This is a genomic window from Brachyspira hyodysenteriae ATCC 27164 (genome assembly GCF_001676785.2).
Classification (GTDB): domain Bacteria; phylum Spirochaetota; class Brachyspiria; order Brachyspirales; family Brachyspiraceae; genus Brachyspira; species Brachyspira hyodysenteriae.
Genome location: NZ_CP015910.2, coordinates 1,300,413 through 1,326,993 on the forward strand (window position 1 = coordinate 1,300,413; position 26,581 = coordinate 1,326,993).

24 protein-coding genes are annotated in these 26,581 nt (G+C 27.9%); 19 read left to right on the forward strand and 5 right to left on the reverse strand.

Annotation, left to right across the window (positions count from 1 at the left end):
- Nucleotides 1-31: 31 nt before the first annotated feature.
- Nucleotides 32-481 carry a GNAT family N-acetyltransferase gene (locus BHYOB78_RS05850; RefSeq protein ID WP_020063486.1) on the reverse strand — a complete coding sequence of 150 codons (450 nt, stop codon included), beginning with the start codon at nt 479-481 and terminating at the stop codon, nt 32-34.
- Nucleotides 482-489: 8 nt separating this feature from the next.
- On the reverse strand, nt 490-849 hold the full coding sequence (locus BHYOB78_RS05855) for a hypothetical protein (RefSeq protein WP_012669885.1): 360 nt from the start codon (nt 847-849) through the stop codon (nt 490-492).
- 106 nt (nt 850-955) lie between these two features.
- Between BHYOB78_RS05855 and BHYOB78_RS05860 the strand changes: the two genes are divergently transcribed.
- The 6 genes from BHYOB78_RS05860 to BHYOB78_RS05885 all read left to right on the forward strand — a co-directional run bounded on the left by BHYOB78_RS05860 (nt 956) and on the right by BHYOB78_RS05885 (nt 6,533).
- Nucleotides 956-1,696, forward strand: a complete 741-nt coding sequence (locus tag BHYOB78_RS05860) for a L,D-transpeptidase family protein (RefSeq protein WP_020063487.1) — start codon at nt 956-958, stop codon at nt 1,694-1,696.
- A gap of 70 nt (nt 1,697-1,766) precedes the next feature.
- Nucleotides 1,767-2,738, forward strand: a complete 972-nt coding sequence (locus BHYOB78_RS05865) for a WESB_1763 family membrane protein (RefSeq protein WP_020063488.1) — start codon at nt 1,767-1,769, stop codon at nt 2,736-2,738.
- Nucleotides 2,739-2,792: 54 nt separating this feature from the next.
- Nucleotides 2,793-3,242, forward strand: coding sequence for a tRNA (adenosine(37)-N6)-threonylcarbamoyltransferase complex ATPase subunit type 1 TsaE (tsaE, locus tag BHYOB78_RS05870; RefSeq protein ID WP_020063489.1), 450 nt, complete (start codon nt 2,793-2,795; stop codon nt 3,240-3,242).
- On the forward strand, nt 3,239-4,270 hold the full coding sequence (locus BHYOB78_RS05875; RefSeq protein ID WP_020063490.1) for a hypothetical protein: 1,032 nt from the start codon (nt 3,239-3,241) through the stop codon (nt 4,268-4,270). The genes tsaE and BHYOB78_RS05875 overlap by 4 nt, the downstream gene beginning before the upstream one ends.
- Before the next feature lie 9 nt (nt 4,271-4,279).
- Nucleotides 4,280-5,674, forward strand: a complete 1,395-nt coding sequence (gene mnmE / locus BHYOB78_RS05880; protein WP_020063491.1) for a tRNA uridine-5-carboxymethylaminomethyl(34) synthesis GTPase MnmE — start codon at nt 4,280-4,282, stop codon at nt 5,672-5,674.
- Between the two features lie 136 nt (nt 5,675-5,810).
- Nucleotides 5,811-6,533, forward strand: a complete 723-nt coding sequence (locus BHYOB78_RS05885; protein WP_020063492.1) for a hypothetical protein — start codon at nt 5,811-5,813, stop codon at nt 6,531-6,533.
- A gap of 5 nt (nt 6,534-6,538) precedes the next feature.
- On the opposite strand, the gene BHYOB78_RS05890 is transcribed toward BHYOB78_RS05885, so the two are convergent.
- From BHYOB78_RS05890 to BHYOB78_RS05900, 3 genes are all read right to left on the reverse strand, one after another.
- On the reverse strand, nt 6,539-8,437 hold the full coding sequence (locus BHYOB78_RS05890) for a conjugal transfer protein TraB (RefSeq protein ID WP_020063493.1): 1,899 nt from the start codon (nt 8,435-8,437) through the stop codon (nt 6,539-6,541).
- A 10-nt stretch (nt 8,438-8,447) separates the two neighbouring features.
- Nucleotides 8,448-10,850: a penicillin-binding protein 1A gene (locus tag BHYOB78_RS05895; protein ID WP_012669893.1), complete on the reverse strand. Its 2,403-nt coding sequence runs from the start codon at nt 10,848-10,850 to the stop codon at nt 8,448-8,450.
- Between the two features lie 215 nt (nt 10,851-11,065).
- Nucleotides 11,066-12,445, reverse strand: coding sequence for an META domain-containing protein (locus BHYOB78_RS05900; RefSeq protein WP_028331241.1), 1,380 nt, complete (start codon nt 12,443-12,445; stop codon nt 11,066-11,068).
- Nucleotides 12,446-12,828: 383 nt separating this feature from the next.
- Here BHYOB78_RS05900 and BHYOB78_RS05905 point away from each other — a divergent pair, with 383 nt between their 5' ends.
- From BHYOB78_RS05905 to BHYOB78_RS05960, 13 genes are all read left to right on the forward strand, one after another.
- Nucleotides 12,829-13,329 (forward strand): GNAT family N-acetyltransferase, encoded by a 501-nt coding sequence (locus BHYOB78_RS05905; protein ID WP_020063494.1) that lies wholly within the window; start codon nt 12,829-12,831, stop codon nt 13,327-13,329.
- A gap of 206 nt (nt 13,330-13,535) precedes the next feature.
- Complete coding sequence (gene fliP, locus BHYOB78_RS05910) at nt 13,536-14,324, forward strand: flagellar type III secretion system pore protein FliP (protein WP_028331242.1); 789 nt, start codon at nt 13,536-13,538, stop codon at nt 14,322-14,324.
- A gap of 52 nt (nt 14,325-14,376) precedes the next feature.
- A complete protein-coding gene (gene fliQ / locus BHYOB78_RS05915) occupies nt 14,377-14,646 on the forward strand; it encodes a flagellar biosynthesis protein FliQ (RefSeq protein WP_012669897.1) in 270 nt (89 codons plus the stop codon).
- A gap of 49 nt (nt 14,647-14,695) precedes the next feature.
- Nucleotides 14,696-15,499, forward strand: coding sequence for a flagellar biosynthetic protein FliR (fliR, locus tag BHYOB78_RS05920; RefSeq protein ID WP_020063496.1), 804 nt, complete (start codon nt 14,696-14,698; stop codon nt 15,497-15,499).
- Nucleotides 15,496-16,698: a flagellar biosynthesis protein FlhB gene (flhB, locus tag BHYOB78_RS05925; protein WP_012669899.1), complete on the forward strand. Its 1,203-nt coding sequence runs from the start codon at nt 15,496-15,498 to the stop codon at nt 16,696-16,698. The genes fliR and flhB overlap by 4 nt, the downstream gene beginning before the upstream one ends.
- 21 nt (nt 16,699-16,719) lie before the next feature.
- Nucleotides 16,720-18,831, forward strand: coding sequence for a flagellar biosynthesis protein FlhA (locus tag BHYOB78_RS05930; protein WP_020063497.1), 2,112 nt, complete (start codon nt 16,720-16,722; stop codon nt 18,829-18,831).
- A gap of 62 nt (nt 18,832-18,893) precedes the next feature.
- The gene (locus BHYOB78_RS13580; RefSeq protein ID WP_008725115.1) at nt 18,894-19,067 is read left to right on the forward strand and encodes a hypothetical protein; all 174 of its coding nucleotides are present in this window, start codon (nt 18,894-18,896) and stop codon (nt 19,065-19,067) included.
- Between the two features lie 34 nt (nt 19,068-19,101).
- Nucleotides 19,102-21,141, forward strand: coding sequence for a flagellar biosynthesis protein FlhF (locus BHYOB78_RS05935; protein ID WP_012669901.1), 2,040 nt, complete (start codon nt 19,102-19,104; stop codon nt 21,139-21,141).
- Nucleotides 21,142-21,192: 51 nt separating this feature from the next.
- Nucleotides 21,193-22,056, forward strand: coding sequence for a MinD/ParA family protein (locus BHYOB78_RS05940; RefSeq protein WP_012669902.1), 864 nt, complete (start codon nt 21,193-21,195; stop codon nt 22,054-22,056).
- 35 nt (nt 22,057-22,091) lie between these two features.
- Nucleotides 22,092-22,730: a hypothetical protein gene (locus BHYOB78_RS05945; RefSeq protein WP_012669903.1), complete on the forward strand. Its 639-nt coding sequence runs from the start codon at nt 22,092-22,094 to the stop codon at nt 22,728-22,730.
- Nucleotides 22,731-22,786: 56 nt separating this feature from the next.
- Complete coding sequence (gene whiG / locus BHYOB78_RS05950; protein ID WP_028331243.1) at nt 22,787-23,605, forward strand: RNA polymerase sigma factor WhiG; 819 nt, start codon at nt 22,787-22,789, stop codon at nt 23,603-23,605.
- Between the two features lie 15 nt (nt 23,606-23,620).
- Nucleotides 23,621-25,597, forward strand: a complete 1,977-nt coding sequence (locus BHYOB78_RS05955; RefSeq protein WP_012669905.1) for a FapA family protein — start codon at nt 23,621-23,623, stop codon at nt 25,595-25,597.
- Between the two features lie 18 nt (nt 25,598-25,615).
- Nucleotides 25,616-26,581: a hypothetical protein gene (locus tag BHYOB78_RS05960; protein WP_020063498.1), complete on the forward strand. Its 966-nt coding sequence runs from the start codon at nt 25,616-25,618 to the stop codon at nt 26,579-26,581.

Sequence of the window (26,581 nt, forward strand, 5' to 3'; positions counted from 1 at the left end):
TTTTACAATTGACTTTTATTAAAATGAATTATTAATAAATCATATAATGAAAATGTACTCCGTTTTCTTCCTGAATATCATTATATAATTCTACGAATCCTAATTTTTTATAGAATTCACATGCATAATGACTAGATTTTACTGTGTACTTATCTGAATTTAAAATATTTTTTGCTTCTTCAAATAAACTGCTGGCTATACCCAATTTGAAATATTTGTCGTCCACAAAAAAAAGAGAAATATGATCGAAATCAGTTATTTCAAGCATTCCTACTATTATATCATTTTCATTTTTAGCAATGAGCATCAAAGAGCCTTGCATAAAAAATCTTAGCCTCATATTGTTAGTTGATATAAAAGTTAATACATTATTAATACCTTCATTGGTATCTAAATTGGAATTGTATTTTAAGTATATATTTTTGGCGAGAAGAGAAATATCATCAAGATTTTCAATTCCCGCCTTCTCAATTTTAAACATTGTATTTTTTATTGAAATGCTTTTATTAATCTTTGGAAAGGTAAATGATTAGTATCTTTTACAAATGAGCCATTTTTATAATATCTTAAATAAGGTATTAAATCATTGCCCCATACTGTTTCTTTGAAATTCATAAAAGGTTCATATAAAGGACTTTCATTATACATACAAATAAAAATAGTTATATCAATATCAGCATTATCTTTATTTGCATTTAATTCTCTTTGTAAGCCTTTCCAATCTCCGCACCAATCCTGAGTGAATATAGCCAAAACATTTTCTGAAGATTTTTTTATATCATCGCTTACTTCTTTAGTATCCATTATATGCTGCATTTCTTTATCATCAATGGTTTTAAAAGTTAACATTAGTTTCTCCTTAAAATATAAGTAATCTAATAATAATACAGTAAAATATATTTTTTATCAAGGAAATATTTCTAATTACGATATTTTATTCAATAGGGGGATTTTTATGAAAAAAATTATTATATCTATTATTGTTTTAAATATGATTAATTCTTTTTTATTTGCTGGAGATTTTCTCGATGATCAAAAAAGATATAATAGAGTTAGAACTGCCATAAAAGAAAAAGATAATATTGTAAAAAATACATTAAAAAATAATAATATAAAATTAGAAGAATTAAATATATTGATAACTGTATATAAGCAGGAAGATATACTTGAAATATATGCTAAAAATAAATCTGACAGTACATATAAAAAAATAGCTTCATATAATGTAGCAGCAAAATCAGGTATATTAGGTCCCAAGAGAATGGAAGGAGATTTGCAGGTTCCTGAAGGTTTTTATTATATAGACAGATTCAATCCTGCAAGCAGCTATTATCTATCATTAGGTATTAATTATCCAAATGAATCCGACAAAAAGAAAAGTAATGCATCAAGATTAGGAGGAGATATATTTATTCATGGTGCTAATGTTACAATAGGATGCATGCCTATGACTGATGATAAAATAAAGGAAATATATTTATATGCAGTTTATGCAAAAGATAATGGTCAAAATAAAATACCTGTTTATATATTTCCTTTTCAAATGACAGACAGAAATTTTGATTATTATAAAAAATATTATAATGAATCTTTAATTAATTTTTGGGATAATATAAAAAAAGGATATGATATATTCCAAAATTCAAAAAAAGAATTAAATATAAAAATAGATTCTAATGGAAACTATGTATTTTAAATTCTTGCAATTTTTCTATAAAAATATTACTATATAACAGATAATAATTATATAATAGCGAATGATTTAAATGAATAAAAATACTTCTTTTGTAGGTGCATATAGTTTCTGGTCATACTTACTGATTGCCATTGTATTTTTTAACTATTTGTTTTTTAGAACTTTAGTAATTGATAATAATTCTTTTATATATCTATTTACATTTATTTTAAATTATATTGTATTAATATCTTTTTTTCTTTTGGTATTTTATAAATTTTATAATTGTATATTTAATTCAGAGGTTTTTTTAGCTGTATTTGGTATATTGTTTCTAATATCAGGTACTTTAAGACTTTATGCCATAGAAATTAGTATTTATAATTATATAGAATTATTATATTTTTTATCAATATTGATTCTTACAATAAAAATTTTACTTACTATAATAAAATCAAATAATATAATGGAATTAGATAGGGGAATATATGTTTTTATACTTGTTTCATTATCTTCATCTAATATTAATTATATTTTAATATCAGCTAATAAAATAATAGATACAGATATTTTTCATTATATATCTACTTTTATATCAGCTTATATGAGTAAATTATCATCTTTCTCCTTTCTGGTATTAATGATAGCTTATATATTGATTTTTATAAAGAAAGTTGTTATGAAAAATATTAATAAATCATTCTTTTTTATTATCATGATGGTGATATTATCAATAATAGCAATATTAGTATTTGGTAATTCATTCTTTTTAATTATAGTATCTTTTTTTGGTGCATTAGGTATCGTTATGTATTTGCCTTTTACTATTTATCTTGTAGTAATTATAATGTTTTTAATGACTTTATTTACATCTTTTATGAGTTCTTTGGTATCTAAATATTATTATCCTTCATTGATAATATTTACTTTATTTATGCTTGCAGGACTTGATATAAGTAATTTTTCATTAAGATTAATTTCTATATTTGCCATTATGGAAATGCTTAGTATGTGTAAAGATAAAAAAGATGATACTGAATATTTGACAAATAATACTCTATAATATATTATTTCTATAATTTTAAAATTATGATTTTGGAATATAAAACTATTGAATATGAAAAAAGAGATTATTAAAGAAGAAAAAAATATAAGTCTTGATGATATAGAAAAAATTGCTGAATTTTTTAAGAGTGTATTAAAAGACGGTGATATAGTTATAATGGAAGGAAATCTTGGATTCGGTAAAACTACATTTGTAAGAATATTATCAAGATTAATGGAAAGTGAAGATATTGTCAGCAGTCCTTCATTTACTTTGATAAACGAGTATGATATAATTTTGAATGGCGAAGAAAGTATTTTGAGGCATGTTGATTTATATAGACTTGAAAAAGAAGATGAGCTTGATGATATAGGTTTTAAAGATAAAATAAGAGAGAATGGCATTACTATGATAGAATGGGGTAATAAGTTTAAAGATTACTTTGAGGCTCCATATTATTTATTTGAGATAGAAATGTATGAAGAAAATAATAGATTATATAGGATTAGTTTAATTTCATGAAAAAATCATTTATATTATTCATAATGATATTTACTTTATTAATATCTTGTTCTAAAAAAGTAGATAAGAATGTTATAGTAAATGCTGTAAGTACTATTTCATCTGTTAATGTTGTTATTGGAAATACTATAGATTATGAAGTTCGTATACTTTCTAAAAATAATATAGAATATAATTTTGAGGATTTATCATTTGATGACAGAGATAATAAATGCAGAATTATATCTGTTGAAAATAAAACTAGAGATTCAGGAGAATATAAAGAGAGAATCATAAAATATAAATTAGGTTTTTATGATGTAGGACAATTTGTAGTATATCCATTTAAGATTTCATATAATTATAATAATGAATATAAAGAACTTAACGGCGAAGATATAACTATATTGGTATATCCTTTCTCTGACGGAGAGACTTTACCTCCTATGAAAGGTACTATTGGTATACCTATGCCTAAATATGTATGGGGATTTGCTGTACTTATAGTTTTTGCTATTATTGGAATAATAATATTAATTTTTGCTGTAGTAAAATATATAGAAAGAAAATTCAATGAAAAAGTAAATATAAAAGAAGATACAGAAGCATTGAATGCATTAAAAGTAATTGACTGCAATACCTACTATAATGAAAATAAATATGCAGAATATTATTTTGAATTAACCTTTATATTTAAAAGGTATCTTACAAAAAGATTCAGATTCAATATAGAAGACATGACTACTAGTGAGATTAATCAATTATTTAAGGAAAATGTATTTAATGAAAGCGAATATATAATAAAAATGTTTGAAGAATCTGATTATGTGAAATTTGCAAGACAAATTCCTGAACTTCAAATAATGCAGAAAGATTATGATTTCTGTGTTGATTATATAGTAAAAAACGGTAATTTATATACCGCATTAAAATTAGAAGAAAAAGAAAATAAGAAGTTAAGAAAAGAAGAAAAGAAAAGATTAAGAAAAGAGTTAAAAGAGCAGAAAAAACTTCAAAAGAAAATGGATCATCTGCCTGAAAATAGTTAAGAGTAAAATATGAATGAATATGATATAAAAGATACTATAGCGGCATTATCAACTCCATATTCAAAGAGTGCATTGGCTATAATAAGAATGTCAGGAAGTAAGGCATTAGAGATAGCATCAAAAATATGTTTCTACGCTAATAATGAAAATAAGAATATAAATAATTTTGAACATAGAAAAAGTTATTATGCTTTAATAAAAGATGAAAATAATATACCTGTTGATGAGGTTATAGTATTATCTTCTTTATCTCCAAATACTTTCACATCTGAAGACACAATAGAATTTATATCACATGGAAGTATTGTTGTAATAGATGCTCTTATGAATCTTTTAATAAAAAATGGAGCTAGGGCAGCTAATAGAGGAGAGTTTACATATAGAGCTTATATTAATGGAAGAATAGGAATAAGTGAGGCTGAGGCTATACATGATTTGATAGATTCTAATAATAAACTTATGGCTGAAGCAAGTATATATAAAATGAGAGGCAGGCTTACAAGAGAGATAGATAAACTTAGAGAAAATATCAAAAATTCTCTTATGCTTGTTTATGGAGAATTAGATTTTCCTGAAGATGAAACAGAAAGTTTTTCTTATGATAAGCTTATAGAAAATTTTGAGATTATAAAAAAAGATATAGAAAATATTTTATCAAATTCTAAAAGAGTTGAAAATCTTATTAATGGAATAAAGGTTGCTATATTAGGCAGAGTTAATGCTGGTAAAAGCAGTATATTTAATATGATATTGGATAGAGAAAGGGCTATTGTTTCAAATATTGCAGGGACTACAAGAGATTTTTTAAGTGAAAATATCTATATTGAGAATATCCCTTTTTATTTGATGGATACTGCTGGATTTCATAAAAAGGCTGATAATGATATTGAACTTGAAGGCATTGAGAGGGCAAAAAAATGTGCTTATGAATCTGATATTATACTTGCAGTTTTTGACGGAAGCGATATAGAAAATGAAGATGATATTAATTTAATAGAGTTCTTAAATACATTAGAAAATAAAAATATTATATATATACTCAATAAAAGCGATGAAGATAAAAAATTTAATAAAGAAATAGATAATGCTAATATCATTAATATAAGTACAAAAACAAAAGATGGAAAAGATAAGTTAATATCGGCTTTGAAGGATTATATTTCTGATTCTGATATAGATATATTTAATAAAGAAACTTATGTCAATAATAGAGAAAGATGCTATTTAGAAAATGGACTTAAACAGATTGATATATGTATAAAAAAATCATTGGAGTCTTATTCATTGGATGAAGTTGCTGAAGAGATGAATATATTGAATAATATACTTGGAAATGTAAGCGGTAAAGTTGATGCTGAAGAAGTAATTAATGAAATATTTGCTAATTTCTGTATAGGTAAATAATAATATGGTATAATATAAAATAAGTAATTATTTACGATAATATATATAATCATATTTGATAAATTTCAAAAAAAATGTATATTTAAATTGATAATAATATCATAATGAAATACTTACAAGGAGTTTAGTTGCCAATATGAAGAAATTGTTATTAATTATAAGTATTTTTATATCGATTAATTTATCACTTTTGGCAGCAAGCGGATTTGAAGCAATTATAAATATACCTTCCGGTTTATCTGTGGGAATACCTATGGGAGACAAGGAACGTGAAGTAGGCGTAGGATTTGATATAGGAATCACAGCTCAGTTTGGATATGTAATAGATTTTAAAAATAATATAGGGCTTAGTATATTAGCAGAAACAGGATATAGTTATGATACTTATTCATATTCAATATCTTCTGATAGTACAAAAAAAATTGTTAATAATTCTGGCTTTCATAGTTTTCAAATAGGTTTTTTACCAAAAGTAAATATTCAAGATTTTTCTATAGGTGTTGGAGCAGGATTAAAAATACCTATAGCTGGTGTTGAAGAATTAAAAACAGTCACACATGGTACTAATTATACTATAGTTGGAAGTACAGTAAATATGGTAGATATAGTTAATAAATATGATAAGATGAATGTAATACCTTATATTAAATTAACATTGGATTATTCTGTATTTAATAATTATAATATAGGCGCCAATTTTGGTTTATATTTTGATTATGAATTTGGTGTAAGGCAAAAAATTGATGAAAAAAAATATATATCTACAGATTCATTTGGTCTTGGTTTACAGGTAGGATTAAGATTTAGTCCTTTTAATGGACATCAAGTTAGCTTAAATCAAAAAGATAAAGAAGAGTAAACACATTATATTATATAATCATCAGCAATTTTTCTAAGTCTTTTGTTTCCAAGCACATGGAAATGTCTTAACTTTCTTAGAGTTTCACTTGAAAATGTTGTAAGAGGAACATAAACTATTTCAACAGAATTCTTTTTGGCAAATTCTTTTAATATGCTTGAAGGAGGAGTAGGGGCAACATATCCTAAATATTTATCAACAGAATATATTATGGCAGTATATAGAAGTAAGTCAGCATAATTTCTAACTATTCCCTCTTTTTTTAATTGAGGATATATTCTCCAAACATCATGAGGAGCCTGAGGAGGCATCAAAGAAGCATAACCTCCAAAATAACATTTAGATATTCCAGGTCCTACTAAAGTGTTTCCTGGTTCAGTAGAGTATAATATTAAATCACTGTCATCATGTGCTTCACTATACCAAACTATATTCCAATCATAATCTTCATCATGTTCATCATCGAATATTACAACCATATGTCCTATATTTCCTTTTATTTTTGGAATTTCTTTGACATATATTTCATTTTTATAATAGTTCCTTATAGTTTCACGCATATCAATACCGTCTTTAATGCTTACAGTAAAAGGTTCTATTCTAGCTTTATCCTCTGTAAGCATATTTCTTATTTTATCTCTAAGTATATTCATATGCTTTTCCATAAGTATATCTTCAGGTACATGTGATAAAAGATTTGTTCTTCTATTCCAAACATCTTCCCATTCGCCTTCATATTTTTCACTAGGACGAGTTGTAACATTTACTTTCTTGAAAGATGTTTTCCATATATTATCATACTTATGGAGTTTTATCTTTTTATCTTTAAGCATTCCTTCCATGCCATTTGTGCTTGGATCTCTATTTAATTTAATAGTAGGATAGTTTTCATCTTCTTCAGTATAATGCGGATAATATTCCATACCTTCCATTACTTCCAAGGCATAATCATTGTTAATCATACATTTTGCTGCTGTAAGCATATCTATATAGTCTGGTATGATATAATTATCAAGAAGACATAAGTTTCTTAAATACTTCATCATGTTTTTTTGCTGAAGTAATGATATAGGAAGTTTATATCTCATCTTTGCTTCTTTGAATATTGTTTCTATTATATTAATTTTATCAAAATTTTCTAATTCTCCGTTTCTATATAATTCATACATATAAGTTGTGAACGGAAACTCTCCAAGCATTTTATTTAATGATTCTTTATGTACATTATATATTTTAGGTTCTGAATATATATATTCTTCATCATCTTCTGAAAATTTTTTATTTATTATTTCTTCTTTTGCTTTATTATCTAATTTTTCATCGTCTAGTTTTTGTAATATAGATACAATATTTTCCCAATGAGACATTCCTATAACTAGAAGAATTTTATTATATTTTTTAGATAGTTCATAAAGATTTTTAGCCATGAATATTTCTCTCTCTTCATCTGTTTCATCTTTATGAAATATATAATTTGATTTTACTTCGGTATAGAATTTCTCAATGCCTATATTTTTCATAACATAATCATCAGGCATAAGATAATGTGAATTTGTATTTATTGAAGTGATATCTTTATCTATTGGGAAGAATGGTATTTCTTCATCAATAGCTAAACGAACAGCCTCTATTATGGAATCACATGGATCTATAGGTATATAAACAGCTTCATTTTCTATTTCTCTTATTATCAAACTTACAAATGGAAGTCTGCTCACGGCTTCTCTCAAAGAATCAGCAAAATTGGCAGGATGTTCTACCGCTACAATATCCGGTTTAAATTTTTCAAAAGCCTCTCTTACAGCTAAAGAAAAATAAACCCTTGAATGTATAGAAGGGATTGCCAATATATTTTTATACCTTAAAGCCTTAGAATCTATATTATCTATTATTTTTTTATCCATTCATATTCCTTTAATAATTAAGGAATGAATCTATTATACTATCAAGTTCATTAGAATCTTCCAAATAATGAGAACATACATTACAAGTTTCAGTAGGTACTTTATCACTTACAAATAAATCTGTTTGGAAAGAATAGCATGAAGGACCCGGTAATTTTCCGCTTATAGCACAAACCTGCATACTTATAACATTTTCAGGCCTTGTATACCAAGTAGGCTTAACTTCTTTCAATGCTTCTACCATATACTTACCCCATATAGGAGCAGCAACTCTACCGCCAACCTGATTATTTCCTAAAGAGTATTTAAATGAGTCGAATCCAATCCATATACCTGTAGCAAGTTCAGGAGTATATCCTACAAACCAAGCATCTTTCCAGTCATTAGAAGTACCTGTTTTTCCGGCACCTCTTCTTGTGAATTTAGCTTCATACATAGCACTTGTAGCAGTACCGCCTCTTAATACTCCCATTAATATATCACTTATAATGTATGCAACTTCTTTGCTTACAACTTGTTTAGGACCGCCTCTCAATGTTATTTTTTTCTTTAAGTCATCTTCGAAATTATCCATAACTATTCCGTATCTGTCAGTAACATATCTTATAAGTATAGGATTAACTTCTTTTCCTTCGTTAGCAAATTCAGCAAATCCTGTTGTAAGTTCTAATGGTGTGAATAATCCTGTACCTAAACTTAATGTTAAATCAGGATTAAACATTCTTTTAGATTTATCAGAATCAGGTTCAGCTTTAAATATAGGCTCTACATATCTTATAGTGTTTGTTATTCCTACATAATTGAGTACATTAACAGTAGCTATATTTAATGATGCAGACAATGCATATCTTAAACTTACATCACCTTTGAAATTTCCTGAATAGTTTTTAGGTATCCAAACTTCTCCGTCTTCTCCTTCTTCAGGCACAAAACCTATAGGAGCATCACTAACAATAGTTGAAGGGCTATAATTAGTAACATCCATTGAGGCAGCATATACGAAAGGCTTGAAAGCACTTCCGGCCTGTCTTCTTGCCTGAGTAGCTCTGTTGAATTGGTTTCTTGCTGTAAATCCTGAACCTCCAACCATTGAAACAATATATCCGTTTCTAGGGTCTATTGAAACTAAAGCTCCTTCAATTTGTCTTGAAAGTTCTGCTTCATCAGCTTTCATTACTTCCATAGTAATGTCATTAACTTCTTCCATTCCAAATATATCAGACATCAATGCCAAAGGTAAAGTAGTATATTTATTTAAAGTATCTCTTACTGCAATATTAAATTTATTATAAGCTGTATTTTCAGGAAGATTAAATAATATAGAAATCATTTTCATTTTATCTATAGTTTCTCTATTATATAGATTAACTATATCCATAGAACCGCCTTCATATTTATTATTATATTCTGTAAGTGCCTCTGTTAATAATTTCTGAGCAGCTTCCTGTTTTTCTATATCTATAGTTGTGTATATTTTAAGTCCGTCTTCTTTTAATGCTTTTTCTCCATATCTATCTACTAATTGTCTTCTAACATATTCAGTAACATAAGGAGCTCTGTCTATTGATGCACTATAAGCTGTTGAACCTCTTCTTCCGATTTTTCCTGTATATGATTCCCAGAATTCTTTATGTGCCTGCTTAGCTTCATCTCTAGTTATGAATTTTAAATCAGCCATTCTATTAAGAACAACTTTATGTCTAGCTATTGATATATTAGGGTTATTGATAGGGGAGTATGCATTCGGAGCAGGTGGAAGTGTGGCTAGCATTGCACATTCTGCTAAATCTAAATTTTGTACATCTTTGTTAAAATAAAATCTGCTTGCTGCCTGAACTCCGTATACAGAGTGTCCGAAATATATTTGATTGAAATATAAAGTAACTATTTCTTCTTTAGTAAGTCTTTTTTCTATTTGGAAAGTAACCCATATTTCTTTTAATTTTCTTGTTATTGTTCTTTCTGTAGATTTTAATACAATGTTTCTAGCAACCTGCTGAGTTAATGTACTTGCACCTCTTGCTCTTCTTCCAGTTAATATGTTTCCTATTGTACCTCTGAATATTCCTATAATATCTATTCCGAAATGCGACATAAAATTATTATCTTCCATAGATATTATTGCTTCTATTAATTGAGGAGGTAAATCTTTATATTCTACTAATGCTCTTTGCTCTGTGAAAAATTCTGATATTACTTCACCTTTTATATCATAAATTTTTGTAGGTATTGTAGGCTTGTACAATTCTACGGCTTGAACATCAGGCTGCAGAACTATGTCAGCAACCAAAATAGAAAATATGACAGTTATTATTAAAAATATTAATGTCATTGATACTATATAAAATTTTTTAAATTGTTCTATATTTATACTATTATATTTATCAGATATTTTTTTTAATATTTTTTTCAATTTACTTATCCTAATATATATTTATGATATTATACAAATAATTATTTAATTAATCAACATATTTTTTTATCATATTTTTATAAAAAAACACTCTATGAAATTTGAGTTCATAGAGTGAAAGTAATGGGTTTGTATATATATCTTAAGAGCGCAACAAATGACGTTTGTAGCTATACTATATATAACATAATAAATAAGAAACAGTAAAAATATATTTAATTTACCATGTTAAAAAGTAATATATCATCATCAGATGTTTTTAAGCATAAAGTATTATTGTTATAAGATATATAATTAGCTTTATTAAGAAGTTTTAAATATTCATCTTCAGCTTGCATATCAGCTTCAGGACCTGCCATTAAAGTTGATATTCCTGTTTTACTCATTGTTATTTTACCATCTTTTATTTCAAATGGTATATTGTAGTTATTAACTCCAGATTTTCCAACAAATGAATTATTAGTTATAGATAAAGTGATTTCTGTGCCTTCAAGCATATTTGATAATTTGAATTCTTTTCCTGAATACTCATTAACGTCAAAATAATCTTCTACGAATCTTAATATTGTAGCGTCATTAGCTATTATAATAAGTTCTTTTCCTTTTAAGTACATATATTTAGCATTCTCCATATATTTTGAGAAATCTGCTTCAGCATTCATATTTTCTTCAGGGCCTGCCATTCTAGTTGTAGCTAAACCATTAAATTTAACTTCGCTACCGTTTATATTAGTGTATGAAGTTTTGTAAGTATTAACACCAGAAAAACCATTTACTTGATTCTCTTTACCATAAAAAGACATAGTTATTTCAACATTAGGGTATTTATAGAAATTTCTCAATAAAAATGTTCTTCCTAATAATTTATTGCCTGATATAGAATCATCTTTGAATATTAATTTTTCACCTGATTTTGTAGTTATTTCTAAATTTGTTATTGATAATGTAATATTAGATGCTTCTGAAATTAATTTTGAGAATTCTTGTTCAGCTTTCATATTTTCTTCAGGACCTGCCATCATAGTAGAGCCTAATGCACCTATTGATATTACATTATTGTTAGTTAAGGTATATCCTGCAAAGTATCTATTAACACCAGAAAAACCATAAACTTTATTAGTGTCAAATCCTATTGTTATTCCAATTTCTGGGTATTTATTTTCAAGTATAAATTCTCTGCCGTATAAATCATTATAATTTAGACTTCTTTTTGTAAAAGTTAATTCTTTATTTTCAGTAGTTTTTATTGTTAATTTATCATTTTCCAATGAAACAGAATTAGCTTTTCCTAAATCACTTAAAAATTCAGATTCATTTTTCATATCTTCTTCATTTCCAGCCATTAAAGTAGCTCCTATATTTGTACCTAAAATTATTTGATTATTGCTTATAGTAAATGATGTAAAATATCTGTTTATGCTAGCATTTCCATAAACATTGCAGTTTTCAAATCCTATCGTTATTTTAGGATTGCTTGTAAGATAGTATTCATTACCGTTTAATGCTTCAAATATATTTGTATTTTTACTATTTTTTTGAGAGCATGATAGTAATAAGAAAAGAGATGATAGTAATAATAATAGTGTTTTTTTCATTTTAGTATCCTTATAATTTGTATTATAAAAAAAAGTTATCATAAAATAAAACAATGGGCTTATGATTAGGAAAATCACAAGCCCATCAATAATAGTGTTAGGAGTCTGATAATAATGAATAATTGCTTTATTAAATAATAACTTATTTTTTCTCCATTAGTAAAACAACTTATAATAAAAATACATATATAATTATTATAACCAAGTATAATAACTATAGTAAAATAAGTTGTATTAATTATTAAAAAAAATATATTTATGTATTTTCCTGATATATTAAAAATAATATAAAATTATAAAAAATTAATTGAAAAATAAGAAAAAATAAGTTATCATATTACAGTTTACATAATAAAATCCGATAATTAATATTGCAGGTGTTTATGTGTAATATAAGAGAAGCACATATAGAAGATGCTGAAAATGTTGTAAAATATATTGTAAAAGTGTCTGAAGAAACGAATTTTATGATGTCTGATTCTACAGAAATAGAATTAGACGTAAAAAAAGAGGAGGAATTTTTACAAAATATACAAAAAAGCATAATAACCAAGATGTTTTTATATGAAATTGACGGTGAAATTGTCGGTATATGTAACTTAAAGGGTATTGATAGAAAAAAAGTAAAGCATAGAGTGAATTTAGGTATAAGCGTGTTAAAAAAGCATTGGGGCGAGGGAATAGCTAAGAAACTTATTAATTATGCTGTAGACTATGCTAAAAAAAATTCTATAAAAAAAATAGAATTAACAGTAAGAATTGATAATGAAAGAGCTTTGAAACTTTATAAATCTCTTGGTTTTTTTATAGAAGGTGAGATAAAAGACTTTTTTTGTATTGATAATGTTTATTATAATTGCTATATGATGGGGTTATTTATTTAGTTTGATACTGTATAAAAAAATTTGTACACTGTATTGATACTGTAAATAATATGCGATTGATAAAATTTATTATAATGGATTGTAAATTAGTTAACATAATACTTGACTATTTTATAATAATATGTTAACTTTATTGAAGTCTTAAATATTATCGTTTTTAGAAGAAAAAAGATTAGGAAAAAATTTATAAGATTGGAGTTCTCAAGATGCGAAAGTTTCTAATGGTATTTTTGGTATTATGTTTACTTATACCTGCGGCAGCTTACGCTCAAGATAATACCCAGATACCAATACCTACAATAGGATTAAATGTTACTCAGGCTCAAACACCTCAGCAAGTTAGCTTGGGACTTCAGATATTATTTCTTTTAACAATATTGTCGTTATCTCCATCTATAATAATAATGACAACAAGTTTTATAAGAGTTTCAATAGTATTAAGTTTTGTTCAAAGAGCATTGTCATTACAAGAAACACCCCCTAGAGCTTTAATAATGGGGCTTTCTTTGTTTTTGACATTTTTTATAATGATGCCTACTTTAACGCAGGTAAATAATGAGGCTCTTCAGCCTTATTTGAATGGTACTATAGGAGTTAATGAATTATACAGCAGAGGTATACAGCCTATAAGAATGTTTATGTTTAATTCTTTACGCGGTGAGAATGGTATGAAAAGTTTGGATTTGTTCTTGAGTATAAGTAATACAGATATAAGACTTAGAGAGATTCAGACAGTTGATGATTTAAATAGAATACCAACTATAGTGGTTGTACCCGCGTTCATTATTAATGAACTTACAATAGCATTTAAGATGGGAATATATTTATTTATTCCATTTATAGTTATAGATTTGGTAGTTGCTTCCATACTTATGGCAATGGGTATGATAATGCTTCCGCCTATTATGATATCTTTACCGCTTAAAATAATTTTATTTGTTGCGGTAGACGGATGGAAACTTTTGATACTTCAGATAGTACAGAGTTTCCAATAATATAGAAATATATTTTGCTGCTTTATATAGTTAATAAATTTAAGGAAATTTTATGAGCGATACTTCAATTATTGTTTTAGTGCAGGAAACTTTATGGGTATTTATGCTATTATCAGCTCCTGTATTGGGTGTATCAATTATTGTTGGATTGATAATTTCAATACTTCAAGCTACTACAAGTATTCAGGAGCAGACTTTAACATTTGTACCTAAGATGATAGCTATGTTGGCAGTTATATATATGCTAGCTTCTTGGATGTTGAATTATACAAGTGCGTTTACAGTTAGACTATTCAGTATACTTCCATCTATAGCTAGATAATTTTTATTTGGTGTAGAAAATAGTTTAGAGAATCGATTAGGAATTAATAATGGATAATTTTGTGAATTTCTTTCAAATTTACCTACTCATTATGGTAAGATTTGTAGCTATACTTATGGTAGCTCCATTATTTTCTTCTAATGTTATTCCTAATACTATAAAAATGGCTTTGGCTTTTATTGCTACAGCTGCTATATTTCCATTAGTTGCTAATGTTAATGTTCAGGCAGCTCCTACTTTTGTTGAATACTTTTTAACATTGGTAAATGAAGCATTAATAGGAATATTGATAGGATTTTTAATGTCAATAATATTTGCCGCTTATCAAGTTATGGCAAATTTCTTTGAAATACAAATGGGATTCGGTATATCAGAAACTGTTGATCCTATATCTCAGGTTACAGTACCGGTATTAGGACAATTACAGTCTTTAGTTGTTATATTATTATTTATAGCTATAGACGGACCTAGCTGGGTTATTAGAACTTTATTCTATAGTTTTAAGGCTATGCCTATATTAAGTGAAGCTTCAAAAGCAGTATTCACTTCATCATTTAATGGCGTTATAGACAGAATGATATATTATATGAGTTCTTTATTTTCTGTGGCTCTTTCTTTAGCTTTGCCTATAATGCTTACTCTGTTTTTATTGTCATTAAGTTTGGGATTATTAGCTAAGGCGGCACCTCAGATGAATATTTTAATGTTAGGTTTTCCTATGCAGATAGCTGTTGGTGTGGCTGCTTATTATATTTTGATACCAGTACTAGTTTCTAACTTTATGAAAGTATTGGAAACTACTATAGCAGATGTTAATAATATAATAACTTTCTTATCCGGAGGAACAGTATGATTAAAAAAATACTTTCTTCTATATTTGAATTGTTCATTATATTCAAAGCTAAGCTATACAGAAAATATTTGCGTCTTACAGGAAAAGGATATGTATTGACATTATTTGCTGCTCCTGAAGATGAAGGAAGAACAGAACTTCCTACAGAAAGAAAGAAAAGAAAAGCTAGAGAGGAAGAGGGACGTGTTGTTAACTCTGCTGAAATAAATCAGACTTTAGTTTTAGCTGTTTCAATAGCTGTAATAGCTTTATTAACTACATATTTTACTCATACAGTAGCACAGTTTTTTATCACTGTATTGAATAAAATTTCTAATGCTGATGCTTCAATAAATAATACAGCTTACACAGATATGTTATTAGAGATATTCGTTCTTCTAGCAAAAACTGCAGGTATAATTATGGCAGTTGCTTTAGTAGTTGGTGTAGGTGTTAATTTAGCTCAGACTCAGTTCTTATTTACTACAAAGAAGTTAAAGCCTAATTTCAAAAGAATAGCACCTACTTGGTCTAACTTCAAAGAAAGAGTATTTATATCATCTCAAAACTTGATGAATTTGGCTAAAATACTTTTCAAAATGATAGTAATATCTCTTCTCACTTTTACTACTATATATGGAAAACGTACAGAATTATTTAATATGATTAATATGGGTTTAAGTCAGGCTATGAATTTATTTTTCTTCATAGTTTTAGAGATGCTTGCTAAGGTAATTATATTTATGATAATAGTTTCTGCTTTTGACTATTTCTTCCAAAAAAGACAATACATTAATAGTTTGAAAATGACAAAGCATGAAATGAAAGAAGAGTTCAAAGAAATGGAAGGAGATCCTTTGGTAAAAAGTCAATTGCAGGAGATGGCTAGAAAGATAGTAAGCAGAACAATGCTTAAATCAGTACCTGAAGCGGATGTAGTTATTACAAACCCAACTCACTTTGCAGTTGCTTTGAAATATGAGAATGGAGATTATGCCCCTATAGTAACAGCTAAGGGAGCAGATCATATAGCATTAAAAATAAAAGAAATAGCTAGACAAAATGATGTTCAAATAGTTGAGAATAAACCTTTAGCCCGTGAATTATATTATAATGTTGAATTAGGACAATATATACCTGAAAAGCTATTTCATGTTGTGTCAAGGATACTTGGCGAGGTATATAGAATACGTAATGAAAAAATGGCAAGGGCTATATAGGAGGAATAAAAAGTGGCGACAATGAATGGTACTAAATCAATTTTAGATAATATAAAACTTCCTGCAAATTTGAGCAGACATAGCGATATCATGTTTGCTATAGGTGCAGTTATGGTAATTATGATGCTTATCATACCATTACCATCATTAATATTGGATTTCTTACTTATAATAAATATTATAGTATCATTATTAATATTACTTATGGTGCTTAGTATAAGAAGTGCAAATGATTTCAGTGTATTTCCTTCAGTGCTTCTTGTTATGACAGCATTCAGACTTGCTTTAAACGTATCTACAACTAGAGCTATTCTTACTGAAGGAGCTAATTTTGGAGGTAAGGTAATAACTTCATTTGCTGACTTCGTAGTGGGCGGAAATATTGTTGTAGGTGTTGTAATATTTATCATTCTTATAATAGTACAATTTGTTGTAATCACTAAAGGTGCTACAAGAGTATCAGAAGTAGCAGCAAGATTCGCATTAGATAGTATGCCTTCAAAGATGATGGCTGTTGAAAGCGAACTTCAGGCAGGAGCTATCACAGATAAAGAGGCAGAAGAAAAGAGAAAAAAGATTAGAGGTGAAAGTGATTTTTACGGTACTATGGACGGTGCTTCAAAGTTCGTACAAGGAGACGTTATAGCCGGTATAATAATCACTGTTATAAATATAGTAGGCGGACTTGTTATTGGTATGACAATGAGAGGAGAGCCTTTCACTCAGGCAGTTAATGCTTATACTCGTTTCACTGTTGGTGATGGTTTAGTAAGTCAGATACCTTCATTCTTTATGAGTTTCGCTACTGGTTTATTAGTAACTAGAAGCAGCAGTGAGGATAATTTGTCTACTCAGATTGCAGTTCAGGTATTTGCTAAACCTAAGAACTTATTCATTGGTGCTGGTTTTGCATTCTTCCTAATGCTTTTACCTGGATTCCCAAAAATAGCATTATTTATAATAGCTTTAGCTTTATTCCTAGCAGGATATGCTTTAAAGAAAGAACAGCAGGAGCTTGGACTTAATGAAGACGGTACAAAAACAGATGCCGGAGAACAGGTACATCAAGGTCCTTTAGATGTTACTCCTTTCTTGAAAGTAGAGAAGATAGAGCTTTCGGTTGGTGCTTCACTTATTCCTTTGGCATTAGAATCTGAAGGCGGTGATTTAATAAATAGAATAAGTCAGATTCGTAGGGAGCTTGCTTTAGAGGTTGGGCTTGTAGTTCCTCCTGTTCGTATTGTGGATAACAGTGTAATTGAACCTGATGAATATACAGTAAGTATTAATGGTACAGAAATGGCAAAAGGATTCGTTCGTCCTAATATGCTTTTAGCTTTGAATGCCAATTCTCCTGATGGTCCTTCTCCGGACTGTGAGAAAGTAAGAGAGCCAGCATTTGGACTTCCTGCTTATTGGATTAAAGTTGATGAAAAAGATATGGCTGAGAAAAAAGGCTTTATGTTGTTCCAGCCTACATCAGTTATTGCTACTCACTTCAGTGAAACTATTAAGAGAAATGCTAATCTTCTTATTGGACGTGAAGAAGTACAGAATATGCTTGATCTTATTAAAGATGATCATAAAGCTCTTGTATCTGAAGTACTTGCTGCTAAACCTCATAATGAAAGTCCTCTTGGATATATACAGAAGGTATTGCAGAATCTTCTTCAAGAGGAAGTGCCTATCAGAAACAGTGTTGCTATATTAGAGGGTGTTGCTGATGCTATATCAATTATGGGCAGCGAGCAGGCTACTGAATTAGTAAGAAGCAGATTGGCATCTCAAATATCTCAGATGGTTGCTGATCAGGATAGAAATATAAGAGTTATTACTTTAAGTCAGCAGCTACAAAATAATATAGCTCAAAACCTTGCTAATACAGGCAATTTACAGGGTTCACAGATGATAGCTATGAGTTTTGAAAGTATGCAGAACTTAATTAAAAATATAAAAGATGCTGTTAAACTTGTAAGCGATTCAGGGGTTGATGATATAGTATTTTTAACTTCTCCTATTATTAGAAGACCTTTGTATCAGTTTATAGCAAAAAATGTTGGTAAGTATAAAGTTATAGCAACTACCGAAATAGCACAAGGATATAATGTACAGGGTATTGCTAGTATAAAATAATGAATGATGAATGCCTTATTGGGCGATTAAGATATAAATAATATATTACTTGGAGTTATAAAATGAAAACTATTAAAATTTTTGGAAAAAACAGAGAAGAAATTGAAAAACAGGCTAGAGATAAGTATGGCGAGAGTTATTTCATAATTAGTGTAAGAGAGAGCAAAAGAAAAAACATATTTGGAATGATTAAAAAAGAGTTTGAAGTTTCTATCGGTATATTGGAACAATATTAATAAATTGTTTAAATATGAATAGAGGAGATATAAAATGGTAGATATACGCACTATTAGAGGGAAGGATAAAACAGATGCTTTTGCCAAAGCTAGAGTTGAATACGGCGGTAATTTTGTTATTTTAACTAGTAAAGATGTGAAAGTGGGCGGATTTTTAGGGCTTGGAATGAAAACAGAGCATGAACTTAGAATAATGCTTAATAATTCTATTTACGATAGAAAAAATAATTCTATGAATGAAGATAAAGATTCTTATTCAGAAGATGAAGATGAAATGCATAGAAGTAAACTTTTAAGCGATAGAATAGAAATGAAAAAACATTCATCTGAAACTATAGATGCAAGCGAAATGGCAGATAGAATAGTTTCTATAACTAAGGCTTTAAAGGAAAAGAGTGCAAATAGAAATAACAGTTTTTCTAATAATAATACATCTCGTCCTAGTGTTCAGGAAAATTCTTATAATACAGAAAAAGATGATATACCTGAAGAACTTTTAAATGATAATAGCACTAATAATAGTTCAAAGTCCAATGTTATTGAAGAAAAAATAGAAGATAATAATATCAGAGAAAAAAGTGTTGATACTTTTATTCCATTGCCTAATTTTAGTAATAATCAATATTCTAATTTTCAAGGTTCAACATTTGCAAATATGAGAAATCCTATACTTTCGGATTATTCTAATAACAATAGTTTTTCTCCTATTAATAATTACAGCAATTTTGCAAATAACAATATTCTTAATAATAGTGTTCCTAATAATAATAACAATAATAATAGCTTTATGAATAACTTTAATAGTAATGCTATATATAATAATCCTAATACATCAAATAATAATCAGAATAATATTAATAATCAAAATAATATAAATAACCAAAACAATATTAATAATTCTGTAGATGATAATGTAAAAAAATTAGTTCAGGAACAAATAAGAGATATAATAAAAGAGTATCTTGAAACTAATATTCCTAATATAAATTTAAATAAAAATAACTCCAATAATTCTAATATAAATAATGAAGATTCAAAATATCAAAATAAAACTTCCTATTCATCTGATTCTGAAGATGAAATAAAAAATGCTATAGAAGAAATAAAAGAATCAAGAAGAGAATATAGTGAGTATATAGATAATAGAGCTCATAAATATAATAGAGAAGAAAATAGCATAAGAGAGAGAAAAAATAATATTAGAGATTATTTTGAAGATGAAAGCAAAGATATAGATTATGATGTTTCAAATGATGATGTTGAAGATAATTCTGATGTAAATGTTGCTGATGGAATGGAAGAAAGCTTCAATTATTTAAGAGACAGAGAGTTTCCAGAAGAAATATTACTTGAATTAAGAGAATATTTACTTACTTCAAGTAATGCTAGATTCTTCCAATCTAAAGATGTTATCAGAGAAGAGGTAGAAAAATATTTTGCTGAAAGGTTAATACTTTCTAATGGTATAGAAGTAGGAGCAAAAAAGAAAATTATAGTATTTGTAGGACCTACAGGTGTAGGAAAAACTACTACAATACCTAAAATAGCAGCACAGTATTTAAAGTCTGGTAAAAAAGTTTCTTTTGTAACTATAGATAATTACAGAATAGCAGCAGTTGATCAGCTTCAGAGATACGCAAGTATAATGAAAGTACCGTTTACAAGTGCAAGTACTCCTGAAGCTTTGAGAGCAGAGATTAGAAAGATGGATAATTCTTCTCTTTTATTTATAGATACTATGGGACGCTCTCCTAAGGGTGCTGAAGATATAGTTGCTATGTCAAAATATTTCACAACAGTTGGAAGATTTGATATGGATATTCAGCTTGTTATGAGTGCTACTGCAAAATATAAAGATGCTTTGAAAATATTGAATGGATTTAAGCCTACAAATTATAAAGGAGTAATACTTACAAAGGTTGATGAAACCGATTATTTAGCTTCTTCAATTTGTGCAATTACAAAGAAAAAACTTCCTATTACTTATATAACTCATGGACAGGGTGTTCCTAAGGATATATCTACTGCAAAAAAATATGGTTATAAAATAATGGAAGGTTTATTCGGACATTAAATAAAATTTAATAAAAAAAATAAAAAATAATTAGGAAAATTGTAATATATTATGAAAGATCAAGCTGATGAATTAAGAAAAATGATGAGTGTAAAAGATAGACGCCCTCAGCGTATAATAAGCATAGCCAGCGGTAAGGGCGGAGTAGGTAAAACTAATATAGCAATTAATTTATCCATAGCATTGCAGCAGCTTGGACAAAATGTAATTTTAGTTGATGCAGATCTTGGACTTGGTAATGTTAATGTTATACTTGGAAATATGCCTGAATATAATTTGTATCATGTTATTAAAGGTGTAAAAAAGATACATGAGATTATAATTGAAACAGATTATGGCATAAGATATATAGCAGGAGCTTCCGGATTTTCTTCTTTGGCTAATCTTTCCGGAAGAGCTTTAACTAAATTAGTTAATAGCATGGATTCTTTGAATGATGCTGATATAATAATAGTTGATACAGGTGCAGGAATTTCTGATAATGTTTTGTATTTCTTGCTTTCTTCAGATGAAAGTATAGTAGTTACAACTCCTGAACTTACAGCTATATTAGATGCTTATGGTGTAATAAAGTCTATTGCTCCTGAAAATGCTAATGCAGATATAAAAATATTGGTTAATAGGGTTACTAAGGCTTCTGAAGGTAAAGAAGTAAGCGATAAGATTATTATAACTAGTAAAAAATATTTAGATATGGATGTTAAATATTTGGGACATGTTATGGAAGATAAAACAATTCCTTATGCAGTTTCTCAACAGCTTCCATTCTATCAATATGATAATAAATGTCAGGCTTCTATGTCAATACATAATATAGCTAAAAGAATAATTGATATGGAATATGATGACGGAAGAGAGACAAAAGGTTTTGGTGGATTTATGGAATCTTTATTGTCTTTTGTAAGTAAGAAATGATAAAATGAACAACTCAATATTTGCAGAGGGAATTTATGAACAATATAGTAGAAAAAATTAAACAGTATTTTTCATCTAATTTTGGAAAATTGGATGGTATAATATCTATTTTATCATTTGTTATAACACTTATATTATCTATACTATATAAAAATAGAATAGATATATCTTTATTTAAAGCTTTATTGGCAGGTATTATAACTTTAGTAATATTGTTTTTTATAGGAATATTATTGAAAAGATACTTGGGAGATATTATAGAAAGCAGTAATGTTAATACTGGTATTGATATGGATTATAATGCAATAGATGATAATTCTGTTATTAATAATACAAATGATAATCCTCTTGATACTAATCTAGATGCTATTAATAATATTGATAGTTCTAGCGGAGATTTTAATCCAGACAATATAACAATATCTCCAAATTCTATAAATGTTGATAGAAAACCTAAAGTAAATACTAGTAGTTCAGGTGATGATATAGGAGATATAGTATTTGGAAAACCAGCTGCAAGCAGCAGTACAAGTTACAGCAGTTCAAGCAGCAGTATGTTTCCTGATAAAAAAGTTTCAGATAGTGAAATGTTAAAAGAAGTTCAAGAGGATCCTGAAAAAGTTGCTAAAGCTGTTAGAACTATGATGGCTAAAGATGAAAAAGATGATAAGTAAAAATATGATAAGTAATTAAGTAAAAAATAAAAAATTTAATAGTTAGAGTGAATATTATGAAGATGAATAAAAAAGACAAAGATAAAATACCAAATATTACTAATGAGAATGAGCAGGAATATTGGCTTGAGTTTAAAAAGACTCTATCGCCTTATATAAGAGAAGCTCTAATTATTAAATATTCTCCTTTAGTAAAATATGTGGCAAGTAAGATATCTGTTAATATGGGTTCTCATAAACATATTGAATTTCAGGATTTAGTAGGATTCGGCTCTTTTGGACTTATGGATGCAATTGATAAATATAATCCTAACAGGGATATTAAGTTTAAAACTTATGCTGTTACTAGAATCAGAGGGGCTATATATGATGAGCTTAGAAAATTAGACTATCTTCCTAGATCAATTCGTAAAGATGTTAAAGAAATAGAAAAAGCAAGAGAAATACTAGAAGCAAGACTAAGCAGAAATATAAAGCCTCAGGAAATAGCAGATATGCTTGGAATACCAATAAGCAAATATAATGAGACTATGAAAAGATATATAGAAGCTTCTCCTACTTCATTAAGCGATGTTTGGTATGTTGGAGACGATTCTGATGAAATATCTGTAATAGATACATTAAAATCTAATGATAAAACTAATCCGGAATATTTAGCAGAGAGAGAAGATGTTAAAAATAAAATAATAGCTGCTTTGAAAAAACTTCCGGAGAAAGAACAACAGGTTCTAATATTATATTATTATGACGATCTTACTTTAAAAGAGATAGGCAAAGTTTTAGAGGTATCAGAAAGCAGAATATCTCAGCTTCATACAAAAGCTATACAGCAGTTAAGATATAGTCTTTCTGAGATAAAAAAACAATTATTATAAGAATAGGTGATTTTTATGAATGAATTAAAAAGAAAAATATTGCAAAGTGATTTTTATAAAAATATTTATAATAATAAAAATACTCGTTCTGTAGAATTATCAGTTGTTTCTTTAGAAAGAGGAATGCAGGAAGCAGCTGCTATATTTCAATGTCCTATTTATGAATTAAGTTATAAAGTTCTTGAGGACGGAAGCAAGGGATTTTTTAATATAGGTGCTAAGCCTTTTTTAGTAAGATATACTCATATTACTTATGATAAATCTGATATAGGAGTTTCTACTTCTAATAATTATGATGATTCATATTTAGAAGGAAATGTACAGAAAAAAGTAGTATTTAATAAAGATACTGAAGTAATTGTAAGAGTTAAGAGAGACGGAGTATTCTTAAAAGTTAATCCTCCTGCAGGTGATGGAAAGAGAATAGAAGATATTACATTATTGGAAGAAAAACTTATAGATGCTGGTATAAAAGAATATGATTCTCATTTAGCTAAAAAAATGTTAGATGAGCAGACAGGACAATATGAAAAAATAGCTGAATGGGATATAGGTAAATCTGCAAATAATGCCAAAATTAGCTATACAATAACAGAAGATAAAATGCGTGCTTATGTTACTGTTACTAAGCCTAACAAAGGCGGAAGAGAAATGGATTTGCAGGATGTTAAAGAACTTCTTGAAAACAGCGGCGTAACTTTTGGATTCCAAGATGAAAATGTATCTAAATGTTTAGAAGAAGGTACTTTTAATATTCCTATACTTGCTGCAGAAGGACGTCAGCCTGTAAATGGACAGAATGCAAAAATAGAATATTTAGTAAATGTGAATAAAAAAGTTATACCTAAATTTATAGGTGAAGATCAAAGTATAGATTATAAAGATTTAACTATTGTTGAGAATGTAGAACAGGGTCAGAAATTAGCTAGAAAGATTCCTGCTACGGACGGAGAAGTTGGAAGAACTGTATTGGGTGTTAAAATAGAAACTAAGAGCGGAAAAGATATCGAAATTAAAGAAATAGTTGGTGATAATGTAGAGATGTCAGAGGATGGAGAGTATGTAATAGCATCTATAAGCGGACAAGTTGCTCTTAGAGGAAAATTATTAAGTGTAGAACCAATATTTGAAGTATCAGGAGATGTAGGTCCTGAAACAGGAAATATTAACTTTATAGGAAGTGTTGTTGTTAAAGGAAGTGTAAGCGATAATTATTCTATCAAAGCTGAAGGTAATATTGATGTTCATGGAACTGTTGGAAAATGCGATCTTGAAGCTAAGGGCGATATTATGGTTAAACTTGGTATTCAAGGAAATGAAAACAGCCATGTAAAAGCTGGAGGAGATGTTATTGCCAAGTTTATACAGTTCTCTAATATTGAAGCAGGAAATAATGTTGTAGTTACTGAGGCTATACTTAATTCAAATATCGATGCTGATAATAGAATAATACTTATAGGTAAGAGAGCTTCAGCAAGCGGAGGAAGATTAAGAGCTTTGAGAGAGGTTAATGGTAAGGTATTAGGTTCTCAAGCAGGAGCTAAAACATTCATAGAAACTGGAATAAGTCCTGCAAAAAGACGTGCAATAGATGATTTAGATAAAGAAAAAGAAGAGTTAGATATCTCTATAGAAGAAACTGAAAGAAATATTAAATCTCTTGAACAGGCTGGAAAGCTTAAAAAACTTGATGATGATAAAAAAGAACAGCTTCAAAGTTATAAAGAGCAGTTAGAACAGGCTAATACTAGAAGAGAAGAAATAGTATTAAATAGAGAAGCTTTAATTCAGGAAATGGAAATAGAAAAAGTTGAATCTACTGTAAGTGCCGGTAAAGAGATGCTTCCTGGCGTAGAACTTGTTATAGGAAGTGCTGAGTTCTCTATAAGACAAAGTTATAAAGCTATTACATTCTTTGAGCAAGATGGTATGATTCAGACTGAAAAATATAGAGGCGAACCTAAGAATGAAAAAAAGATAGATGATGAGTAATGATAATTAGGAGATAATATGGCTTTAAAAATAAATGATTTTTACAGAGCCGCTATAGATTGTGCAATTGATGTTGATCCTAGAGGAAGGGAAGCTGTAGAAAAAGAACTTAATAGTATAAAAAAATCTTATGATAAATTAGATGATAAAAAGAAAGAATATTTTGATAAAGATACATTATTTAATCCTTATTCTGATACTAGGATTTTAAATATTGCAGAAGATAAAGATATAAAGAAAATTATCTGCGGTATAGATATGCAGACATCTGAATTATTACTTGCAGATAGATTGAATGAAAAAAACTACAATATAGATTTAGTTATAACACATCATCCAAATGGATACGGATTTGTTAATTTTTATGATGTTATAGCTATGCAGTCTGAAAAAAATGCTTTGCATGATGTAACTATAAATGTTTCTGAAAGGTTAACTAATAAAAGACTCAATGAAGTAAGCCGTTCTGTTTTTGCTTCTAATCATTATAGAGATGTAGACTCAGCAAGACTTCTTAAATTGAATTATATGTGTATGCATACTGTTGCTGATAATTTTGTTGAATCTTTTTTAACTGAAAATATTAAAAAAGAAAATCCATATACATTATCAGATATTATTGATTTATTATACACAATAGATGAGTATAAAATATCTGCAAAAAGATATAATCCGCCTAAAATTTTTAATGGTTCTAATAAATCTAAAGTTGGAAAATTTATAGTAGATATGACAGGTGGAGCTTCTTTTGATGTTGGTATGATTGAAGCTTTATCAAAAGCCGGAGTAAGTACTATTGTTATGATGAATATATCTGACAGACTTTTAGATGAATGTAAAAAATATTATATTAATATTGTATGTGCTGGTCATATATCAAGCGATAGTTTGGGAATCAATTTATTATTCAAAGCTATAAAAAATAAAACTAAAGAAAATTTTGAAATTATACCTGCTTCAGGATATATTTTTGTAGAGCGATAG

Excerpts from the sequence above, each read along its gene's own strand:
- fliQ (WP_012669897.1), top strand. The coding sequence starts at position 14,377 with ATGAGCGATACTTCAATTATTGTTTTAGTGCAGGAAACTTTATGGGTA.
- BHYOB78_RS05885 (WP_020063492.1), top strand. The coding sequence starts at position 5,811 with ATGAAGAAATTGTTATTAATTATAAGTATTTTTATATCGATTAATTTA.
- flhB (WP_012669899.1), top strand. The coding sequence starts at position 15,496 with ATGATTAAAAAAATACTTTCTTCTATATTTGAATTGTTCATTATATTC.
- BHYOB78_RS05930 (WP_020063497.1), top strand. The coding sequence starts at position 16,720 with ATGAATGGTACTAAATCAATTTTAGATAATATAAAACTTCCTGCAAAT.
- BHYOB78_RS05890 (WP_020063493.1), bottom strand. The coding sequence starts at position 8,437 with ATGGATAAAAAAATAATAGATAATATAGATTCTAAGGCTTTAAGGTAT.
- whiG (WP_028331243.1), top strand. The coding sequence starts at position 22,787 with ATGAAGATGAATAAAAAAGACAAAGATAAAATACCAAATATTACTAAT.
- BHYOB78_RS05905 (WP_020063494.1), top strand. The coding sequence starts at position 12,829 with ATGTGTAATATAAGAGAAGCACATATAGAAGATGCTGAAAATGTTGTA.
- BHYOB78_RS05875 (WP_020063490.1), top strand. The coding sequence starts at position 3,239 with ATGAAAAAATCATTTATATTATTCATAATGATATTTACTTTATTAATA.
- BHYOB78_RS05865 (WP_020063488.1), top strand. The coding sequence starts at position 1,767 with ATGAATAAAAATACTTCTTTTGTAGGTGCATATAGTTTCTGGTCATAC.
- BHYOB78_RS05945 (WP_012669903.1), top strand. The coding sequence starts at position 22,092 with ATGAACAATATAGTAGAAAAAATTAAACAGTATTTTTCATCTAATTTT.
- mnmE (WP_020063491.1), top strand. The coding sequence starts at position 4,280 with ATGAATGAATATGATATAAAAGATACTATAGCGGCATTATCAACTCCA.
- fliP (WP_028331242.1), top strand. The coding sequence starts at position 13,536 with ATGCGAAAGTTTCTAATGGTATTTTTGGTATTATGTTTACTTATACCT.
- BHYOB78_RS05860 (WP_020063487.1), top strand. The coding sequence starts at position 956 with ATGAAAAAAATTATTATATCTATTATTGTTTTAAATATGATTAATTCT.
- BHYOB78_RS05850 (WP_020063486.1), bottom strand. The coding sequence starts at position 481 with ATGTTTAAAATTGAGAAGGCGGGAATTGAAAATCTTGATGATATTTCT.
- BHYOB78_RS05900 (WP_028331241.1), bottom strand. The coding sequence starts at position 12,445 with ATGAAAAAAACACTATTATTATTACTATCATCTCTTTTCTTATTACTA.
- BHYOB78_RS05855 (WP_012669885.1), bottom strand. The coding sequence starts at position 849 with ATGTTAACTTTTAAAACCATTGATGATAAAGAAATGCAGCATATAATG.
- BHYOB78_RS13580 (WP_008725115.1), top strand. The coding sequence starts at position 18,894 with ATGAAAACTATTAAAATTTTTGGAAAAAACAGAGAAGAAATTGAAAAA.
- BHYOB78_RS05940 (WP_012669902.1), top strand. The coding sequence starts at position 21,193 with ATGAAAGATCAAGCTGATGAATTAAGAAAAATGATGAGTGTAAAAGAT.
- BHYOB78_RS05935 (WP_012669901.1), top strand. The coding sequence starts at position 19,102 with ATGGTAGATATACGCACTATTAGAGGGAAGGATAAAACAGATGCTTTT.
- BHYOB78_RS05960 (WP_020063498.1), top strand. The coding sequence starts at position 25,616 with ATGGCTTTAAAAATAAATGATTTTTACAGAGCCGCTATAGATTGTGCA.
- BHYOB78_RS05955 (WP_012669905.1), top strand. The coding sequence starts at position 23,621 with ATGAATGAATTAAAAAGAAAAATATTGCAAAGTGATTTTTATAAAAAT.
- tsaE (WP_020063489.1), top strand. The coding sequence starts at position 2,793 with ATGAAAAAAGAGATTATTAAAGAAGAAAAAAATATAAGTCTTGATGAT.
- fliR (WP_020063496.1), top strand. The coding sequence starts at position 14,696 with ATGGATAATTTTGTGAATTTCTTTCAAATTTACCTACTCATTATGGTA.